This window comes from uncultured Citricoccus sp., from assembly GCF_937871995.1.
Lineage (GTDB): Bacteria > Actinomycetota > Actinomycetes > Actinomycetales > Micrococcaceae > Citricoccus.
Window position 1 is genome coordinate 58,456 of record NZ_CALMQR010000130.1, and the last position, 18,388, is coordinate 76,843.

The following is an 18,388-nucleotide window of genomic DNA, read 5'->3' on the forward strand; positions in this document are numbered from 1 at the left end:
GCGTGACATAGCGTGACGGAATGGACGCCGACACCCTGGTGAATCTCGCGCTGGTTGTGATGTTCGTGCTGATCGGAGGAGTCTTCGCCGGCACCGAGATGGCCATCGTGAACGTGCGTCCATCCCAGGTCCGGACCCTGGAGTCCACCGGTCCGCGCGGGGCCAGGACGGCGGCCCTGGTCCGGAACCCCAACCTGTTCCTCTCCGCCGTGCAGATCGGGGTGACGGTCGCCGGGTTCTTCTCCTCCGCCTACGGCGCCTCGACCATCGCCCCGGACCTCGAGCCGTGGCTGGTGTCCCTGGGGATGGGGGAACAGACGGCGGGCACCACGGCCCTGGTGGGACTGACCCTGGTCATCGCCTACCTGTCCCTGGTGTTCGGGGAACTGGTCCCCAAGCGGCTGGCCATGCAAAACGCGATGGCTCTCACCCGGACTCTGGCCCCGCCGCTGGGAGTCTTCGCGCGCCTGATGCGCCCGGTCATCTGGCTGCTCTCGGCCTCCACGAACGTCGTGATCCGCCTGCTCGGCGCAGATCCGACGGTGGACCGGGAATCGGTCTCCGCCGAGGAGATCCGGTCCATGGTCTCGACCGCCGAGTCGCTGGAGGAGGTGGACCGGCGGGTGCTCACCGCCGTCTTCGAGGCCGCGGAACGCACCGTCGTCGAGGTGATGCGCCCCCGCCCCGAGGTGAACTTCCTCGACGGCGCGACCACGGTCGGGCAGGCGCTGCGGGAGTTGGCCACGCTGCCGAACTCCCGCTACCCGGTGACCGGGCGGGACACCGATGACGTGCTGGGCTTCGTCCACGTCCGGGACCTGCTCCGGGTGGAGGACCGCACGCTCACCCTGGGGTCGATCGCTCGGACCATCACGGTGCTGCCCGGGACGGTCGAGGTCCTGCAGGCGCTGCACCGCATGCGGGACAGCGGTGACCAGATCGCCCTGGTGATCGACGAGTACGGCGGCACCGACGGGATCGTCACCCTGGAGGATCTGCTGGAGGAACTTGTCGGCGACATCTACGACGAGTTCGACGACAGCCTGGAGCCGGCGGGCGGCACCCTGAGCGAGGGGCAGGACGTGGAGGTCGACGGTGGGTTGATCCTGCAGGAGCTGGCCCAGCACACCGGCGTGCACCTGCCCGACGACGGTTCCTACGAGACCGTGGGCGGGTTCATGATGGCCGAGCTGGGCCGGGTCCCGGCGATCGGGGACGTGATCGACGTCGGGGGGGCCTCGCTGCGGGTCCTGGCCATGGACGGGCGGCGCGTGGGCCGCGTCCAGATCAGCCGGGGTGCCGGAACCGGACCCCCCGAGACGGGTCCCTGAGCCGCGCACCGGGGCCGCCTGCTGTCGGCCCCGGCCTCCCCCGGTCTCCCTCCGGCCGAGGGAACGGGGACGCCCATGGCACGGGTGACACCGGTCCTCAGCGGTGGCTTCCCGAGGTGTCGGCGGGGCGCGTACCGGAGGCCCGACGCCGTGGCCAGAGCGGTTCGAGGGTGGCGTCCTCCTCGGCGGTGGCGCTGCGGAACGGCGGGTCGGCCGGGGCGGACGGCCCCTGGCGCCCCTGCCCGCGGGTGGCCCGCAGGCTGGCGATGACGGACACGGTCAGGATGAGGGCGACGACGGCCAGGGAGACCGGGGTGGGGATGTAGAACACGTCGATCTTCAGCAGCATCTTGATCCCGACCCAGACCAGAACCAGCGCCAGGCCGACCTTGAGGTAGACGAAGCGGTGGATCAGGTCGGCCAGCAGGAAGTACATCGCCCGCAGTCCCAGGATGGCGAAGGCGTTGGCGGTGAAGACCAGGAACACCTCGTCGGTCACCGCGAAGATGGCCGGGATCGAGTCCACGGCGAACACCACGTCCGTGGTCTCGATCAGCACCAGCACCGCCAGCAGCGGCGTGGCCAGCACCACCCCGTCCCTGCGCACCAGCAGCCGCTGGCCGTGGAAGGTGTCGGTCATCGGCACCAGCCGGCGGAACGCGGTCAGCGCCCTGGACTGGTCCGGGTTCAGTTGTTCGTGGCGCTGCCGGATCATCCGGTACCCGGTGTACAGCAGGAAGGCGGCGAACACGTACAGCACCCAGGTGAAGTGCTGGATCAGCACCGCGCCGGCGGCGATGAAGATGCCGCGGAACACGAGGGCGCCGAGCACCCCGAGGAACAGCACCCGGTGCTGGAACCGGGGCGGGACGGCGAAGTGGGTGAAGATGATGGCCCACACGAACACGTTGTCCACGGACAGGGACTTCTCGATCAGGTACCCGGCGAAGTACTGCTGGCCGTACTCGGCACCCCATCCGGTCCAGACGAGCACGCCGAAGCCGACACCGCACGCCACCCAGACCGCGGACCAGGCTGCGGCCTCCCGCACCCCGATGACGTGGGCACGACGGTGGGCGACCAGGTCGACGACCAGCATCGCGATGATGAAGGCCAGGACCACTGACCAGATCCACAGGGGGACGTCCATGACGGGACACCTTTCGATCGATGAGATCGAAGGTCTCTCCCGGCCGGCTGAGGGCCCGCCCGCCGGGCCCGGTGGGCCGTAGTGACGACGGGTCGGCTGGGGGGATACTCCCCTTCTGGTGCAGAAAATTAGACCATGACCGCACCGGAGGGTTCAAGACCCCCGTTCATCCCCCTCACGGCCGTGGAGAGGACCGGGGCGCTCACTTCCGTCCGACGAACCAGCCCGCCAGCGTCTGCAACCGGGTCTCGAGCTGCTCGGCCGTGGCCTGGGCGACCGCCGGTCCCCCGCTGATCTCCCGCAACCGGTTGTGGATGATCCCGTGCGGGGTGCCGGACCGGGCCGACCAGGCCGAGACGTTCTTCGAGAGCTGGCTGCGCATCTCCTTGAGGCGGCGGTGGTCCACCACGGTGGCCTGACCGTCATGGCCGGCCGCCCCCGTGGCGGCGTGGTCGGCCCGTGGACGGCGCCGGAGCTGTTCGGCCTGGCGCTGGCGCAGCAGCTGCCCCACCTGTTCGGGCTCCAGCAGTCCCGGGATCCCCAGGAAGTCCAGCTCGTCCTCGGACCCGACCGCCCCGCCGGTGCCGAACTCGGAACCGTCGAAGAGCACCCGGTCGAAGGCCGCCTGGGACTCCAGTGCCTTGAACTCGGAGCGTGTCAGGGAGTCCGAGGCCCGGTCCTGGCGGTTCGCCGCCGCGAGCAGGTCCTCCTCCGGGGACTGGGACAGGTCCTCCGACTCCAGGACACCGGGGGCCGCTTCGGGCCGGTCCAGGGCGTGGTCGCGCTCGGCCTCCATCTCGTTGGCCAGCAGCATCAACTGGGGCACCGAGGGCAGGAACACGCTGGCGGTCTCCCCCCGGCGCCGGGAGCGCACGAAGCGGCCGACGGCCTGGGCGAAGAACAGCGGGGTGGAGGTCGAGGTCGCGTACACCCCGACGCAGAGCCGGGGCACGTCCACGCCCTCGGAGACCATGCGCACCGCGACCATCCAGCGTTGAGTGCCGGCCGAGAATTCCTCGATACGGTCGGAGGCGCCCTTGTCATCGGACAGGACGACGGTGATCTCCTCACCGGTGATGGCCTGCAGCTGGGCGGCGTAGGCGCGCGCGTCCTCGTGGTCCGTGGCGATCACCAGGGCGCCGGCGTCGGGGACGTTGCGTCGCACCTCGGTCAGCCGGCGGTCCGCCGCGCGCAGCACCGAGGGGATCCACTCCCCCTCCGGGTTCAGGGCGGTCCGCCACGCCTGGGCGGTGATGTCCTTCGTGGCCGCCTCGCCGAGCTGGGCCTCCATGACGTCACCCGTGGAGGTCTGCCAGCGCATCTGACCGGAGTAGGCCATGAAGATCACCGGCCGCACCACGTGGTCCCGAAGCGCCGGTCCGTAGCCGTAGGTGTAGTCCGCCTTCGACCGGCGGATCCCGTCCTCGAACTGCACGTAGTCCACGAAGGGGATGGCGGCGGTGTCCGAGCGGAACGGCGTGCCGGTCAGGGATAACCGGCGGGTGGCCGGCTCGAACGCCTCCCGGATGGCGTCGCCCCAGCTCAGGGCGTCACCGCCGTGGTGGATCTCGTCCAGGATCACCAGGGTCCGGGCGTTCTCCGTCCGGTTGCGGTGCAGGATCGGTTTCGACGCCACCTGCGCGTACGTCAGCGCGACCCCGATGTACTCGTCGCCGTGGCGCCCGTCCGCGTTCTTGAAGTTCGGGTCGATCGCCAGCCCGATCCGGGCCGCGGAGTCCGCCCACTGCCGCTTGAGGTGCTCCGTGGGGGCCACGACGGTGATCCGGCTGACCGTCCCGGCCTCCATGAGCATCTTCGCAACGCGCAGCGCGAAGGTCGTCTTACCGGCGCCCGGGGTGGCCACGGCCAGGAAGTCCTGGGGCTGCTTCGAGAAGTACAGCTCGAGGGCCTCCTGCTGCCACTGGCGCAGCTTCGGGGCGGTCCCCCAGGCCGCCCGCTCCGGCAGGGCGGGGGGCAGGTCTTCACCGATTTGGAACAGTGCATCGGACACGGAGCTTCGCTGGCCTCCTCAGGCGGGGACGGTGCAGGGGTGCGGTGGACGGACGGCGCGGTGAGCGCGGCGGGGCGGGGCCCTGCGGCGGGCCGGCCGGGGATCCCCGGAACGGGGCGGATGGGCGCGCGCCGGGTCGTCGGACACGACGACGGCACGTCACCGACAGGTGTCGGCCCGGCTGCGCGGCCGGGCCGGCCCGGTATGGACGCCGAGCCGTGGGTCAGTCGCGGCCTCGGCCGCCGAACCAGCCGCGCCGGCCACCGCTGGAACCCTCGCTGCCGGAGTCGCCGTCCTTCGGCCCCTTGAGGCCGTCGTAGATCTCCTTGCACTCCGGGCAGACCGGGAAGCGCTCCGGGTCCCGTCCTGGCGTCCAGACCTTGCCGCACAGGGCGACCACGGGGGCGCCGGTGACGGCGGACTCCATGATCTTCTCCTTGCGGACGTAGTGCGAGAAGCGCTCGTGGTCGCCCGGTTCGGCGTCCTGCAGCTGCTCCTGGCGGTCCAGCACGGCGGCCCCGGCGCTGCCGGGACCCTGCGGTGCTCCGGGGTCGTTCAGATCGGGCTCGGCGGGCAGACTCATGCGCCCCAGTCTACCGGTCCGCGGTCTCCGGCACGCCCGTCCGGTTGCGCCCGGTTCCGTCCCGTCGCCGCCGGCCTCCCGGCCCGGGGTCATGCGAACTTCAGCACGGACTGGTAGGTTTCCGCCTGGGCCCGGTCGAACCAGCGGCTGCCCCAGCGGATGCCGAGCCCCAGGACCAACAGCCCCAGCCCGAGGCCCACGACGAGGGTGAGCCACTGGAAGAGCATGTCACCGGTCAGCAGGGCCAGGACGAACAGGATGAGCTCGGGCAGCACCAGCAGCCCGAGGACCACCATCGCGCCCAGCGAGACCAGCAGCATCCGCATGGCCGAGCCCTCCGGGGTGGCGAAGGGGCTGTCCCCGGGTTTCGGCACCGGATAGATGAAGCGGGCCGAGGACACCGCGGACACCCCCGCGCCGGTGAGCAGTGCCCCCACCGCCAGGCCGACCAGCCCCGGCAACAGGTCCCAGGCCCCCGCCATCCAGGTGGTGGCCAGCGTTAGGACGAGTGTCAGGGGCAGGGCCCACAGCAGCAGCGCCCCGACCCGGCCCACACGGTCGTCCCGGCCGGATACCCCGGCGGTGACGTGCAGCGCGAACGCGGAGCTGTCATAGGCGATGTCCGCGGAGATCGCGTAGCCGAGCATGAACCCGGTGATGGGGCCCATGAACAGCATCAGGGAGTGGTCGCCCGACTGTGCACCCAGGAACCAGAACAGCACCAGCATCAGGGGCACGACCATGAGCGAGGCCGAGTAGCGCGGGTCCTTGAGCCAGTAGATGATCGACCGGGCGGCGATCGCCCCGGCGGGCGTGGCGGGCAGCGAGCCCAGCAGCCCGAGCCCCGCCCTGGAGGTGCGGGTGGCCGGTCCGGACCCGCGCACCTGGGTGTAGCTGCGGTCGACGGCGAGCTGCCAGAGCCAGACGGCGCCGGCCACCCAGGCGAGGCAGAGCAGTCCCTGCCCGAGCGCCTCGCCGTACCGGCCCTCGGCGGCCGCCCAGGGCGCGGCCGTGAACGATCCCAGCGGAGTCCACGCGATGACCGCGGCGATCCCCGGCAACCGGTCTGCGGCGGCCTCCACGGAATCGACGATCCCGGCCAGGATCACCCCGCTGAGCATTAGCGGGACCAGGGCGATGATGGACACGATCTCGCGGATGCGCCGGCGCCCGGTGAACGCCGCCAGCAGCCCGGTGACCGCGTAGGAGACGCAGATGCAGAACAGCGCGCCCAGGATCGCCGTCGGGATCGCGGTGAGCAGGGCCGGCAGCGAGTCGCGCCAGGCCAGGGACGAGAGCAGGTAGGCGATGAGGGTCGCCGCCCCCGGCACCGTGACCAGTCCGGCCAGGGCCAGGCCCGGCACGAGTGCGCGGGACGGGATGCCGAAGGTGGCGAAGTTGGCCGGGTCCAGCGTCATGTCCACCCCGGTGAAGAACACGGGGACCACGATCCAGCCGAGCACGGCGGCTGCGCCGACCAGCGTCAGGACGGTCCCCCGCCACTGCACCTCGAGGTCCGGCAGGAAGGTGGCACCGACGCCCCACATCGCCAGCACGAGGACCGTGTAGGCGATGAAGAAGACGGACATCACCAGCTGGAGCGTGCTGCGCCTCCACCCGTTGACGGTGATCGCCAGCTTCATGCGCATCAGGTGTGCAACCATGACAGCCCCTCTCCGCTCGTGCGGCCGCCCACGAGGTCCACGAACCGGTCCTCCAGGGACCGGCCCGCCCGGACCTCGTCGACCGTGCCGGCGGCGAGCAGGGTGCCCTCGGCGATGACGGCCACGTGGTCGCACATGCGCTGGACGAGGTCCATGACGTGGCTGGAGACCACGACCGTGCCACCGGAGGCGACGAACTGGGCCAGGATGTCCCGGATGTTGGCGGCCGAGACGGGGTCGACCGCCTCGAACGGTTCGTCCAGGACCAGCACCCTGGGAGCGTGGATCATGGCGGAGGCCAGCGCGACCTTCTTGGTCATGCCCGCCGAGTAGTCGACCACGAGCTTGCCGGCGTCCTGGGAGAGGTCCATGACGCGCAGCAGGTCGGCGGTGCGCTCGGCCACGGTCTGGCGGTCGAGCCCGCGCAGCAGGCCGGAGTAGGTCACCAGCTGCTCACCGGTCAGCCGGTCGAACAACCGCACGCCGTCCGCCAGGACGCCCATCCGCCGTTTGGCGGCCAGCGGCTCCTCCCAGACGTCCGTGCCGTGGATCCAGACCCGTCCGTGGTCCGGGCGCAGCAGGCCCGTGGCCATGGACATGGCCGTGGTCTTGCCGGCCCCGTTGGGACCCACCAGCCCGTAGAACGACCCCGCGGGCACGTCCAGGGAGATGCCGTTGACGGCGATCTTCTCCCCGAAGCGCTTGGCCAGTCCGCGGATCGCGATGGCGGTGTGCGGGTCGGGCAGCTCCCGCGCCCCGGCGTCGGGGCGCAAGGTGGGCAGCGGGGCGGGGTGGTCGGTGCCCGGCGGGGCATCGGGGGTGTCAGGAAGGCTCATGGAACCGACCGTAGCAAGGGCCGCGGTCAGCGCCCCGGTGCACCACGGGCCGGAGGGCCATGACCCACGTCATGACGCGGGGGCCACGGCCGCCCGGACTCAGAACAGGGCGCGGGCCAGTGCCTTCCGCGAGGCCTGGGTACGGGGGTCCTGGTCCCCGACCACCGTGTACAGGTCCACGAGGTGCTCGCGGGCGGGGTCGCGCTCCGTGCCCGGATGGGTGGCGATGAAGCGCACCAGCCGGGTGAAGGCGTCCTCGACGTGTCCACCGAGGAGGTCGAGGTCGGCCACGTCGATCTGGGCCTGGACGTCGTCCGGGGCGGTGGCCGCCCGCTCACGCACCGCTGCCGCGTCCATGGCGGCCGTCCGGGCGAACAGTCCCGCGTGGGCCAGGCCGGCCTTGGCGTCCTCGTCACCGGGGTTCTCCGCCAGGGCCCGCCGGTAGGCGTCCAGGGCGGCGTCGTAGTCACCGCGGTCGATGGCGTCGACCGCCTCCTGGTGCAACGGCGGCAGGGGCGGCTGGGCCGGGGCCTCGGCCGGGGTGCCCGCGTGGTCCCGTGGCGGACCCAGCGGGGGGACGGTTCCGCTCACGCCGTTCTGGGCGGCGGCGGCGAGGAGCTCGTCGATGAGCTGGCTGAGCTGTTCGGCGGGCACCGCCTGGTTCAGCACCGGGACCGGCTGCCCGGCCAGCACCGCGACGACGGCGGGCCCGGCGGGCAGTCCGAAGACCTGGAGGGCCTGGGGCTCGGCCTCGGCGTCGACCCGGGCCAGCACGAGCCGTCCGCCGCGACGGTCGACCTCGGGGGCGACCAGGGCGTCGAGCTGGCCGCTGACCGGGTCGGACGGCATCGCGAGGTGGATCAGGACCGGGACCCGGCCCGAGAGCTGGACGAGTTGCTGCAGGTCGGCCTGCCGGGCCCCGTCCAGGACCCAGCTGCCCTCGGGGGCGGCAGCGGCCCCGGGCTGCCCCGGAGCCGCCCCCGGGCCGGCGGCCGGCCGCTGCTTGAGTCCGGACAGGTCCACCGCTCCGCGCAGGTGGGACGGCATCGCTCCAGGCTGCTGTGACATGCTCCCGTGTTCTCCTCGTCTCGTGGTTCGTCCGCCGGACCGGACTCCACGGACCGGCGGGTCGTCAGCTCAGGAACTTCACGGTACGCAGCTCGTCGGCCATGCCCACGAGGGAGATCCTGGCATCCTCCCCGCTCGCTCCGGCAGCCGGCACGTGCAGGGCCAAGACCTCACGGTACGTCATCCGCACGCCCTTGTGGGTCACCCGGCCGCCCCCACGCAGCTCGGCCGCCAGCTCGTCCACGATCACGGCGCCACCGGCCTCCTTGGGCCGGGCGTAGGTCCGGGCGTAGAGGTTGCCCAGGACGATCGCCGACCCGTCCGCCAGCCGCAGCCCGACGACGGAATCGGGCACGGACTCGCGCCGGAACGTGAAGCGGGCGTCGTCGGCGCCCTCGACCAGTGACTCCTGGTACTCGTGCACCGCGTCCACGTAGGGATTGGCCTCGATGCTCTCCGAGAAGTCGTCACCGGCGTCGCTGAGGTACCGCGCCGTTCCGGCCACGGCGTGACCGGGGGCCATCATCAGTCCCTCGGCGTCCGCCGATTCGAGGACCTCGACGCCGGTCTGGTCCAGGCTGCCCGCCGGCAGCTGCGCACCGGGGGTCATCGGCGCCGTGGCCACCAGCCGGTACTGGCCGCGCGCCGACTCCTGCCGGAGCATCAGGATCTGCGGCGTGCTGTTGCCCTTGCCCTCCGTGATGGCCATGGCCGTCCGCGGGAAGGAGGGGTCCGAGACGGCCGCGGCCGAGAGCACCGGCGAGGACCCGATCGGTTCCGGCGCCGGGATGCTGTCGTCGATCTTCCGGTTGCGGTAGTTCAGGGAGCGCATCTCCAGCGCGTGCTCGGCGACGCGCGGCCGGAGCTTCGTCGCGTTCTGGGCGAGGTCCCCGGCCCTGACCGTCTGGGCGACCTTGCCCAGGATCCGCTCCAGCTGGGCATCGGTCAGGACGGAATACGCCTCGTCCCCGGCCTCCTCCGTGGCGGCCGGCGACGAGGCCTCTGCGGTGGCCGCGGGGGCGGCACCGGCCGGGGCCACGCCGGTCAGCCCGATCGCCAGCGCGGTGACACCGGCGCCGATCGCGCGGAGGGCGCGCCGGGTGGCGGGCCCTCCGGAGGGTCCCGGCACGGCCGCCCCGGAGGTGCTGGTCACCGTGCCGGCGGTGGACCCGGTGCCGGACGATGCCGCGCCGGAGGGGGGCGACGCCGCACCGGCCCCCGGCGCGACCGGGGTCCCGGCGCCGTCGCGGGGACCCCGCGCGCGGCGGGCCACCGGATGCTCGCTGTCTGCCTCGGCGGCCGCGGCCCAGGCCAGCAGGCCGATCCCGATCAGCACCAGCAGCCCGCCGATGACGTACAGCGGCACGATCCAGGGGTTGTCGCCGACGCGGTTGGTCCAGGTCACCGTCATCTCGGTGGGGGCGGGGTCGGTGCCGTCACGGGCGACGAGCAGCGCCCAGTCCCCGTCGGAGGGCACGCTCCAGCGCTGTTCCAGGCGGTCCTTGCCCTCCTGGACGTCGAGCCAGAGGTCGGAGCCCTTGGGGTCCGGAACGGTGGCCTCACCCTCGGCGTGCTCGACCTCGATGCGCGGGGCCTCCCCGCCGGGGACATCCGTGGTGATGCCCGTGACGGTGTTGTGGGCGGCGTCCCCCACCCAGGCCTGGACGTCGCGCTCGCGGCCGAGCATCACGGTGAAGGAGCCCTCCCCGGAGATCGTGTACTCCACCGGAGCCTCGTCCACCGCGTCGATGCCGGAGGTGATCACCGTCAGCGGCGCCTCGGCGGGCTGCTGGCCGACGGTCGCCGTCATCGTCTCCGGTGGGGCCCAGATCGTCTGCAGTCCGCCGGCGCACAGCAGGGCGGCGATGCCCAGCAGAAGGGCCACTATTCCGGATACAACTCGCACTCGGTCACCTGTCGATGGGGGTCGGTTCGGGCCCAGAGGGCCAGCGACCAGTATAGCCGGAAGGTCACCGAATGATAACGGCAGGTCAGTGACGTAACCTGTCGCTTGTGCAGGACCATGACCCCTCCCGACCGGGCCCCGGCCCTGTCGCCGGCGCCGGCCCGGAGGCCGCCGGCCGCCCCCCGGGGCCGCCCTCGGCTGCGGTCCCGACGGCCGGCGCCCCGGCGCCCGCCGCCCCGGTGGCCGACGACCGCGAGCCCCCGGAACCCCGGCGCCCGCCGGGGTTCCTCCGGCGCGTCCTCGCCACCCGGCGGGTGCCGGGCGCCCGGCCCCGGCCCCGGTTCGACGTCCGCTCCCCGGAGGCGGAACGGGCGCCGGTGGACACGGCCGAGGTCCCCGAGGAGAGCCGGGTGCGGCTCATCGGTGCCGCCCACCCCATCCAGACCGGGTTCCTGCTGACCGTGGGCGTCGGGCTGGCACTGCTGGTCTACGGCATCCTCTCGGCCAACACGCAGTTGCTGGTGTGGATCGGCGCGGCACTGTTCATCTCGCTGGGCCTGGACCCGATCGTGCGCCGGATCGAACGCTGGGGCGCCCCCCGCGGAGTAGGCGTCGCGGCCGCGCTGCTGTTGCTGGCGGCCATCCTCACGGCCTTCTTCTCCCTGCTCATCCCCACCGTGGTGGAGCAGACCACGGCGTTCGTCAACGACCTGCCGGACATGGTCTCGGACTTCCTGGAGTCCCAGTTCTTCCACGACCTGGACTCGCAGTTCGGCATCCGGGAGATCGCGGAGACGGAGATGAACAGGTTCGTGGCGGACTCCGCCAACTACACCGCGATCTTCGGCGGACTGTTCGGCGTGGGCAGCGCGATCGTCAACACCGGTTTCTCCGTGCTGATCGTGCTCGTGCTGACGCTGTACTTCCTGGTGTCCCTGCCGGCCATGAAGTTCTGGGCCTACCGGCTGGCCCCGCGCTCCCGCAGGCATCGCGTGGAGTACCTGGGCGAGGAGATCACCTCCTCGGTGGGCTTCTACGTCATCGGCCAGTCGGTCGTGGCCGTGCTGAACGGCCTCGTGGCCTTCATCGCCGTCTCGATCGCCGGACTGCCCTTCGGTGCGCTGCTGGCGTTCTTCGCCGGGCTGATGGCGTTCATCCCACTGGTGGGCGCCCTCACCGGTGGGATCATCATCACCGCCGTCGCACTGACGGGTGGCTGGCAGCAGGCCCTGATCTTTGCGGCCATCTACTTCACCTACCTGCAGGTCGAGGCCTATTTCGTCTCCCCGCGGGTGATGAGCAAGGCCGTGGCCGTGCCCGGTTCGGTGGCCGTGATCGCGGTGATCGCCGGGGCGGCGCTGCTGGGCGTGCTCGGGGCCCTCATGGCCATCCCGCTGGCCGCCGGGGTGATGCTGGTGGTCCGGGAGGTCCTCCTGCCCCGGCAGGACCGTCTCTAGGCCTGGCGGACACCGGCCAGGACCGGTCCGTCCCACGTCGCCGGCATCCGCACTGCCCTGCCCAGCGCCGTGGACGCCACCTCGTCCAGGGCCCGGTGCGTGTGGGTCCGGCCCACCCACAGGTGCCGCGCCCCGTCGACGCCGACCACCTCGGCCTGCGGCACCCGGGCGAAGCGCCGCACCGCCTCGGCCGGTCGCAACGTGTCGTCCAGGCCGGGGACGAGCACCCGCAGGGGCCGTCCGTCGGCTGCCCAGCGGTCCAGGTCGTCCGGGGTGGAGCGGCGCAGCGGCGGTGAGAGCAGGATCCCGCCCACGGCCCGCTGGGCGTGGGGCACCAGCAACCCGTGCTTGAGCACCAGCTCGGTGCCGAAGGACCAGCCCAGCAGCCAGGGGGCCGGCAGTGACCGCTCGGCCACGAACGCCAGCGCCGCGGCCACGTCGGCCCGCTCGGAGACGCCGTCACCGAACGACCCGTCCGAGCAACCGCGCGCCGAGCACGTGCCGCGCGTGTTGAACCGCAGCACGGCCAACCCGGCCGTCGCCGGAAGCCACTGGGCCGCCTTGAGGTAGAGGTGGAAGTCCATGTGCCCGCCCACCGTGGGAAGCGGGTGGAAAGTCACGAGCGTGGCCCGGGGTGCCCGGTCGACGGGCACGGCGAGTTCGCCGACCAGGTCCAGGCCGTCCTCGGTGCGCAGCACGATGCGTTCGCGCGCGGCGGGCAACACCGTCCGGGAATGGATCGGTTCCGCTCCCCGCGTGTCCCGGTAGTCCTCGGCCACGGGCCCGGGAGGCAAGGGGACCGCGGGGGCGTCGTCGGGGGCCCCGCGCATCGGGCCGTCCTGTGGGTGCGGCATCGTCAGTACCGTCCGTCCTGCCGGCGCGTGCTCCAGCACTTGGGATGCCAGTGGCGCCGCTCCGCGCCGGCGGCCTCGTCACCCAGGATCGAGTCGCTGCGCCAGGCCACCAGGTGGGCGAGCCCCGGCGGGATGGTGCGCCCGCACCCCGGGCAGGTGTAGTCCTTCACGGCGCGCCAGGCGGGGATCCTGCGCACGTGCCAGCCGCCGTCGGGACCGGTCTCGTGCCGGTAGCCGGGGTCCAGTCCCAGCAACCGGTCCAGTTCTCCGGGGCCGCCGGGCCCCACCCCCGACGCCGGCTCCGTCCCCCGGTGGCGACCGGCGCGTCCGGCACCCGCTCCGGTACCGGGGCGGCGGCGGGGTCGGTTGGAACGGGGCACCTCCTCATGGTGTCACAGCACGGGCGCGGTGGAGCCGTCCGGGCGCCGGCTGCCAGTAGACTGCCCGGTGTGCGTTTGGTGATTGCCCGGTGTTCCGTCAACTACGAGGGGCGCCTGCGCGCCCACCTGCCGCAGGCCACCCGCCTGCTCCTGGTCAAGGCGGACGGCTCCGTCCTGGTCCACTCCGACGGCGGGTCCTACAAGCCCCTCAACTGGATGAGTCCGCCGGCGACGCTGCGGGTCGCCCCGCCCTCCGAGGAACTCGCCGAGGAGGGCGTGCGCGAGGTGTGGACCGTGCAGTCGACCAAGGCCGACGACCGCCTGGTCGTGCACGTCTTCGAGGTCCTGCACGACACCTCGCATGAGCTGGGCGTCGACCCCGGGCTCGTCAAGGACGGCGTCGAGGCCGACCTGCAGCGCCTGCTGGCCGAGCAGATCGAGCTGCTCGGCACGGGCCACTCGCTGGTCCGGCGGGAGCACATGACGGCCATCGGCCCGGTCGACATCCTGGCCCGTGACCCCGAGGGCGGCACCGTGGCGGTCGAGCTGAAGCGCCGCGGGGACATCGACGGTGTCGAGCAGCTCACCCGCTACCTCGACCTGATGAACCGGGACCCGCTGCTGGCCCCGGTCCGGGGCGTCTTCGCCGCCCAGCAGATCAAGCCCCAGGCCCGTACACTCGCCGAGGACCGCGGCATCCGCTGCCTCACCCTGGACTACGACGCGATGCGCGGCGTGGACGATGCCGAGTCCCGCCTCTTCTGACCCCGTCCCCGTCCCCCGTCCGCACGCCCCCGGGCGCCTGGTCACCCCGGGCCTCGTGGACCAGCACTGCCACGGCTACGGCGGCACCGACTTCGCGACCGCCGGACCGGAGGCCGTGCGCACGGCGCTGGCCGCGCTCGCCGGGCGCGGGGTGACCCGCGTGGTGGCCTCCGTGCCCACGATGCCGGCGTCCGAGATGCTGGCCGCGGTGCGCCGGCTCGCCCCGCTGGTCCGCTCCGGGGACCTGGCGGGAATCCACCTGGAGGGCCCGTTCCTGTCCCCCGCCCGGTGCGGGGCACACCCCCCGGCAGACCTCCTCGCCCCGGGCACCGGCGCGTCCCGGGCGCTGGTGCACGCCCTGCTGGAGGCCGGTGCGCAGGGTGGCACGGATCCCGGGTCCGGGGGCGGCAACGCCATCACCGCCATGACCTACGCCCCAGAACTGGACGGGGCGGCCGGTCTGGAGGCCGCGCTGCTGGCCGCCGGGGTCAGTCCCTCCCCCGGCCACACGGACGCCACGGCGGACCAGTTCGACGATGCCCTGGACCGGCTCGCCGGGGCGCCCGGGCCGCCCGCGGTCACCCACCTGTTCAACGCCATGGCCGGCTTCCACCATCGTCGTCCGGGGCCCGTCCCCGGTGCCCTGCGGGCGGCGGCAGGGGGCCTGCTGCGGCTCGAGCTGATCGCCGACGGACGGCACGTGGACCCGGCCGTGGTGCGCGACGTCATCGCGCTGGTGCCCGACGCGGTCTGCGTGGTCTCCGACGCCTCCGCCGCCACGGGTGCGGCACCGGGCCGCCACCGGCTCGGACGCGTGGACCTGGACTCCGCACCGGGCAGCGCGCCGAGGCTGGCCGCCTCGGGCACCCTGGCCTCCGGGTCGGTGTCCCTGGACCGGGCCCTGGGCCTGCTGCTGGAGTGGGGCGTGGCCCGGGACGCCGCCGTGCGCTCGGTGACCGCCACCCCGGCCCGGGGCCTGCCGCCCGGGCGCCGGGACTCCGGCTGGGTGGTGTGGGACGCACCCGGGGTGCCGGGCGACATCATACTCCCCGCGGGACATCCCCTCCGCCGGGGTCGTTAACGCATCCAGCGCACCGCCGTCACGGCGATGCGCTGGAGGATGTTCCGACCGGAGCTCAGTGGGCCCGGCGGCGCGAGGCCCGGTGGCCCCGGCTGGCCCGGTGACGTCGGGACGGCATCTCCCGCCACGTGCCGAAACCGACCGCGGGGCCGGCCTCGATCCAGGCCGAGAGACCCGAGCAGTCATCCGTGTGGATGTCCAGGTCGATCGGTGACGGCCCGCCATCCACGCGCACCACCACCGACCCGTCCTGCCGCCCGGGCGCCCCGCGGCGCAGCCGCAACTGGTGTCGGGCCGCCTTCCACCGGGGCCGGGGATCGATCGACCAGACCGTCATCAGGTCCAGCCCGGCCTCGTCATACCGGCCGATGACCAGCGTCCCGGCGCCGCGCTCGTCCGCGGGCCGGGCACGGGCCGTGAACGTCCCGGGCGTGCGCACCAGGGTGCGCCAGCGCCACCACACCATGAAGGCGAGCACCAGCAGCGCGGCGGCGATCGCCGCGACCAGTGCCGACCACCCGGGGCTCACGTCAGGCTGCGCCCTGTCCGGCCGCGGTCCCGTTCAGGGACGCCGCACCCGCCACGATGACCACGCGGTCGTTGTCCACGGAGAAGAACCCGCCCTCGGCGTGGGCCGTGATGGTCTGCCCGCCGGCCTGCTGGACGACGACGTCGCCGTCGCCCAGCACGGCCAGCATCGGGGTGTGACCCGGCAGGATGCCGATCTCGCCGTCGATGGTCCGGGCGCTGACCGACTGCGCCGGTCCGGACCACACGAAGTGGTCCTCCGCCACGATCTCCACCTCGAGTTCGTGCCTGTCAGCCATGATCAGTTCTCCGACTGGATCTTGGCCCAGTTGCGCTCGACGTCGTCCAGTCCGCCGACGTTGTAGAACGCCTGCTCGGAGATGTGGTCGAGGTCACCGTTGGCGATGGCATTGAAGCCCTCGATGGTGTCCTTGATCGGGACGGTCGAACCCTCCACGCCGGTGAACTGCTTGGCGGTGTAGGTGTTCTGGGACAGGAACTGCTCGATGCGGCGGGCGCGGGAGACGACGATCTTGTCCTCTTCTGAGAGCTCGTCGACACCGAGGATCGCGATGATGTCCTGCAGTTCCTTGTTCTTCTGCAGGATCTGCTTCACGCGGGTGGCGGCGTCGTAGTGCTCCTGGCCCACGTACTGCGGGTCGAGGATGCGCGAGGTCGAGGCCAGCGGGTCCACGGCGGGGTACAGGCCACGGGAGGCCAGGGTACGCGTCAGGTTCGTGGTGGCGTCCAGGTGGGCGAACACGTTGGCCGGGGCCGGGTCGGTGTAGTCGTCCGCGGGGACGTAGACGGCCTGCATCGAGGTGATGGAGTGGCCGCGGGTGGAGGTGATGCGCTCCTGGAGCACGCCCATCTCGTCGGCGAGGTTCGGCTGGTAGCCCACGGCGGAGGGCATGCGGCCCAGCAGCGTGGAGACCTCGGAACCGGCCTGCGAGAAGCGGAAGATGTTGTCGATGAACAGCAGGACGTCCTGGTTCATCTCGTCACGGAAGTACTCGGCCATGGTCAGGCCGGTCAGGGCGACGCGCAGACGGGTTCCCGGCGGCTCGTCCATCTGGCCGAACACGAGGGCGGTGTCCTTCAGGACGTCCGCCTCCTCCATCTCGACCCAGAGGTCGTTGCCCTCACGGGTACGCTCGCCGACACCGGCGAACACGGAGGTGCCGCCGAAGTTGCGGGCCACACGGGTGATCATCTCCTGGATGAGCACGGTCTTGCCCACGCCGGCGCCGCCGAACAGGCCGATCTTGCCGCCCTTGATGTACGGGGTCAGCAGGTCGATGACCTTGATGCCGGTCTCGAGCATCTCGGTGGAGCCCTCGAGTGCCGCGAAGTTCGGCGCCGGGCGGTGGATCGGCCAGCGCTCGGTGACCTGCAGCTCGGAGGTCGGCACGTCCAGGGACTCACCCAGGACGTTGAAGATGTGGCCCTTGACGACCTCGCCCACCGGGACGGAGATCGGTGCGCCGGAGTCGGTCACGGAGGCGCCCCGGACCAGTCCGTCGGTGGACTGCAGGGAGATGGCGCGGACCAGGTTGTCGCCCAGGTGCTGCGCGGTCTCGAAGGTGACGGTGCGGGTCTCACCGTTGAGGGTGATCTCGGCGGTCAGGGCGTTGTACACGGCCGGCATGGCGTCCGCGGGGAATTCGGCGTCGATCACCGGGCCGATCACGCGGGCGATGCGACCGATGGCGCCGCCGGTGGCGGTACCGGTGCCCTGTTCGTTCGTGGTGGCAGTCATCTCTCTCACTTCTTTGGTGTGGATGGCGGTTGCTGTGGTGCCGGTCGGCCCGGGGTCAGGATGCGCTGAGCGCGTCCGCACCGGCGATCAGCTCGGTGAGTTCCTGGGTGATCTCGGCCTGGCGGGCGTTGTTCATCTTGAGCGTGTACTCGCGGACGAGGTCCTTGGCGTTGTCACCGGCGGACTTCATGGCCCGCTGGCGGTTGGCCAGCTCCGAGGCGGCCGACTGGAGCATCGCCGAGAAGATCCGGGACTCGATGTACTTCGGCAGCAGGGCGTCGAGGACGTCCTCCGGTGCCGGCTCGTACTCGTAGAGCGGCAGCAGCTCGGTCTCGTCGGTGACCTCCTCCTCCACCACCTCGAGGGGCAGCAGCCGGACGACGGTCGGCACCTGGCTGACGAGCGAGTGGAACTCGGTGAAGACGACGTGGATCTCGTCCACGCCACCGTCCTCGGTGTCGTGCAGGAACGAGTCGACCAGCGTGCGGCCGATCTCCCGGGCGCGCTCGAACTTCGGGCTGTCGGTGTCCCCGGACCAGATGTCCTTGTACTCCCGGCCCCGGAAGTCGAAGTACCCCTGGGCCTTGCGGCCGACGAGGTAGACGTCGGTCTCCTTGCCCTCGGAGTGCAGCTTCTCCAGCAGCTCCTCGGCGTGGCGCAGGATGTTGGCGGAGTAGGCCCCGGCCATGCCACGGTCCGAGGACAGGATCAGCACGGCCGAACGGCGCGGGTTCTCCACCTCGGAGGTCAGCACGTGCTCGATGTCCTGCTGCGATGACACGGCGGACACGGCGCGGGTGATCGCGTTGGCGTACGGCAGCGACGCGGCCACGCGTTCGCGGGCCTTGCCGATACGGGACGTGGCGATCAGCTCCATCGCCTTGAAGATCTTCTGCATCGACTGCGTCGAGGCGATCTTCTGGCGGTAGACCCGGATCTGGGCTCCCATGGTTGTCCTTTCCTTCGTTCCCGCTCACCGGTGCCCGCCCTCGCGGGCGGGCACCGGTGAGCGGTC

At 72.1% G+C, this 18,388-nt stretch carries 17 protein-coding genes; 4 read left to right on the forward strand and 13 right to left on the reverse strand.

Translation table 11 applies throughout. From position 1 onward, the window contains the following. The first annotated feature begins 20 nt into the window (after positions 1-20). The gene (locus Q0283_RS14850) at positions 21-1,331 is read left to right on the forward strand and encodes a hemolysin family protein (protein WP_183524640.1); all 1,311 of its coding nucleotides are present in this window, start codon (positions 21-23) and stop codon (positions 1,329-1,331) included. Between the two features lie 97 nt (positions 1,332-1,428). On the opposite strand, the gene Q0283_RS14855 is transcribed toward Q0283_RS14850, so the two are convergent. From Q0283_RS14855 to Q0283_RS14885, 7 genes are all read right to left on the reverse strand, one after another. Continuing rightward, positions 1,429-2,481, reverse strand: coding sequence for a TerC family protein (locus Q0283_RS14855; RefSeq protein ID WP_298045349.1), 1,053 nt, complete (start codon positions 2,479-2,481; stop codon positions 1,429-1,431). Between the two features lie 202 nt (positions 2,482-2,683). Beyond that, positions 2,684-4,492, reverse strand: coding sequence for a DEAD/DEAH box helicase (locus Q0283_RS14860; RefSeq protein WP_183524637.1), 1,809 nt, complete (start codon positions 4,490-4,492; stop codon positions 2,684-2,686). 223 nt (positions 4,493-4,715) lie between these two features. After that, on the reverse strand, positions 4,716-5,075 hold the full coding sequence (locus tag Q0283_RS14865; RefSeq protein WP_298045351.1) for a DUF3039 domain-containing protein: 360 nt from the start codon (positions 5,073-5,075) through the stop codon (positions 4,716-4,718). A gap of 89 nt (positions 5,076-5,164) precedes the next feature. Next, complete coding sequence (locus Q0283_RS14870; RefSeq protein WP_183524634.1) at positions 5,165-6,739, reverse strand: transporter; 1,575 nt, start codon at positions 6,737-6,739, stop codon at positions 5,165-5,167. Next, entirely contained in the window at positions 6,724-7,575 is an 852-nt protein-coding gene (locus Q0283_RS14875; RefSeq protein ID WP_183524631.1) for an ABC transporter ATP-binding protein, read from the reverse strand. Before Q0283_RS14875 ends, Q0283_RS14870 begins: the two co-directional genes overlap by 16 nt. Positions 7,576-7,674: 99 nt before the next feature. Beyond that, on the reverse strand, positions 7,675-8,643 hold the full coding sequence (locus Q0283_RS14880; protein ID WP_255459404.1) for a tetratricopeptide repeat protein: 969 nt from the start codon (positions 8,641-8,643) through the stop codon (positions 7,675-7,677). Between the two features lie 64 nt (positions 8,644-8,707). Next, positions 8,708-10,528 carry a hypothetical protein gene (locus tag Q0283_RS14885; protein WP_298045356.1) on the reverse strand — a complete coding sequence of 607 codons (1,821 nt, stop codon included), beginning with the start codon at positions 10,526-10,528 and terminating at the stop codon, positions 8,708-8,710. Between the two features lie 128 nt (positions 10,529-10,656). Between Q0283_RS14885 and Q0283_RS14890 the strand changes: the two genes are divergently transcribed. Continuing rightward, positions 10,657-12,006, forward strand: coding sequence for an AI-2E family transporter (locus Q0283_RS14890; protein ID WP_298045358.1), 1,350 nt, complete (start codon positions 10,657-10,659; stop codon positions 12,004-12,006). Here Q0283_RS14890 and Q0283_RS14895 read toward each other — a convergent pair. Both Q0283_RS14895 and Q0283_RS14900 read right to left on the reverse strand, forming a co-directional pair. Next, positions 12,003-12,836 (reverse strand): alpha/beta hydrolase, encoded by an 834-nt coding sequence (locus tag Q0283_RS14895; RefSeq protein ID WP_183524624.1) that lies wholly within the window; start codon positions 12,834-12,836, stop codon positions 12,003-12,005. The two genes, Q0283_RS14890 and Q0283_RS14895, sit on opposite strands and share 4 nt — an antisense overlap. Positions 12,837-12,862: 26 nt before the next feature. Further along, positions 12,863-13,240: a hypothetical protein gene (locus Q0283_RS14900; RefSeq protein WP_183524621.1), complete on the reverse strand. Its 378-nt coding sequence runs from the start codon at positions 13,238-13,240 to the stop codon at positions 12,863-12,865. Between the two features lie 69 nt (positions 13,241-13,309). Here Q0283_RS14900 and nucS point away from each other — a divergent pair, with 69 nt between their 5' ends. Both nucS and Q0283_RS14910 read left to right on the forward strand, forming a co-directional pair. Further along, positions 13,310-14,005 (forward strand): endonuclease NucS, encoded by a 696-nt coding sequence (gene nucS / locus Q0283_RS14905; RefSeq protein WP_029139162.1) that lies wholly within the window; start codon positions 13,310-13,312, stop codon positions 14,003-14,005. Beyond that, complete coding sequence (locus Q0283_RS14910; RefSeq protein ID WP_298045360.1) at positions 13,983-15,086, forward strand: amidohydrolase family protein; 1,104 nt, start codon at positions 13,983-13,985, stop codon at positions 15,084-15,086. The genes nucS and Q0283_RS14910 overlap by 23 nt, the downstream gene beginning before the upstream one ends. 55 nt (positions 15,087-15,141) lie before the next feature. Here the strand turns inward: Q0283_RS14910 and Q0283_RS14915 are convergent, their stop codons facing one another. From Q0283_RS14915 to Q0283_RS14930, 4 genes are read right to left on the reverse strand one after another with little or no spacing between them, the layout of a single operon-like run. After that, positions 15,142-15,615 carry a DUF2550 family protein gene (locus tag Q0283_RS14915; RefSeq protein WP_010144350.1) on the reverse strand — a complete coding sequence of 158 codons (474 nt, stop codon included), beginning with the start codon at positions 15,613-15,615 and terminating at the stop codon, positions 15,142-15,144. Position 15,616: 1 nt separating this feature from the next. Next, the gene (locus tag Q0283_RS14920) at positions 15,617-15,913 is read right to left on the reverse strand and encodes a F0F1 ATP synthase subunit epsilon (RefSeq protein ID WP_010144349.1); all 297 of its coding nucleotides are present in this window, start codon (positions 15,911-15,913) and stop codon (positions 15,617-15,619) included. Positions 15,914-15,915: 2 nt separating this feature from the next. Next, positions 15,916-17,373, reverse strand: coding sequence for a F0F1 ATP synthase subunit beta (atpD, locus tag Q0283_RS14925; protein WP_298045362.1), 1,458 nt, complete (start codon positions 17,371-17,373; stop codon positions 15,916-15,918). A 55-nt stretch (positions 17,374-17,428) separates the two neighbouring features. Next, positions 17,429-18,322, reverse strand: a complete 894-nt coding sequence (locus Q0283_RS14930) for a F0F1 ATP synthase subunit gamma (RefSeq protein WP_298045363.1) — start codon at positions 18,320-18,322, stop codon at positions 17,429-17,431. Positions 18,323-18,388: the final 66 nt, after the last annotated feature.

Excerpts from the sequence above, each read along its gene's own strand:
- Q0283_RS14850 (WP_183524640.1), top strand. The coding sequence starts at position 21 with ATGGACGCCGACACCCTGGTGAATCTCGCGCTGGTTGTGATGTTCGTG.
- Q0283_RS14855 (WP_298045349.1), bottom strand. The coding sequence starts at position 2,481 with ATGGACGTCCCCCTGTGGATCTGGTCAGTGGTCCTGGCCTTCATCATC.
- Q0283_RS14865 (WP_298045351.1), bottom strand. The coding sequence starts at position 5,075 with ATGAGTCTGCCCGCCGAGCCCGATCTGAACGACCCCGGAGCACCGCAG.
- Q0283_RS14870 (WP_183524634.1), bottom strand. The coding sequence starts at position 6,739 with ATGGTTGCACACCTGATGCGCATGAAGCTGGCGATCACCGTCAACGGG.
- Q0283_RS14875 (WP_183524631.1), bottom strand. The coding sequence starts at position 7,575 with ATGAGCCTTCCTGACACCCCCGATGCCCCGCCGGGCACCGACCACCCC.
- Q0283_RS14880 (WP_255459404.1), bottom strand. The coding sequence starts at position 8,643 with ATGTCACAGCAGCCTGGAGCGATGCCGTCCCACCTGCGCGGAGCGGTG.
- Q0283_RS14895 (WP_183524624.1), bottom strand. The coding sequence starts at position 12,836 with ATGCGCGGGGCCCCCGACGACGCCCCCGCGGTCCCCTTGCCTCCCGGG.
- Q0283_RS14910 (WP_298045360.1), top strand. The coding sequence starts at position 13,983 with ATGCCGAGTCCCGCCTCTTCTGACCCCGTCCCCGTCCCCCGTCCGCAC.
- Q0283_RS14920 (WP_010144349.1), bottom strand. The coding sequence starts at position 15,913 with ATGGCTGACAGGCACGAACTCGAGGTGGAGATCGTGGCGGAGGACCAC.
- atpD (WP_298045362.1), bottom strand. The coding sequence starts at position 17,373 with ATGACTGCCACCACGAACGAACAGGGCACCGGTACCGCCACCGGCGGC.
- Q0283_RS14930 (WP_298045363.1), bottom strand. The coding sequence starts at position 18,322 with ATGGGAGCCCAGATCCGGGTCTACCGCCAGAAGATCGCCTCGACGCAG.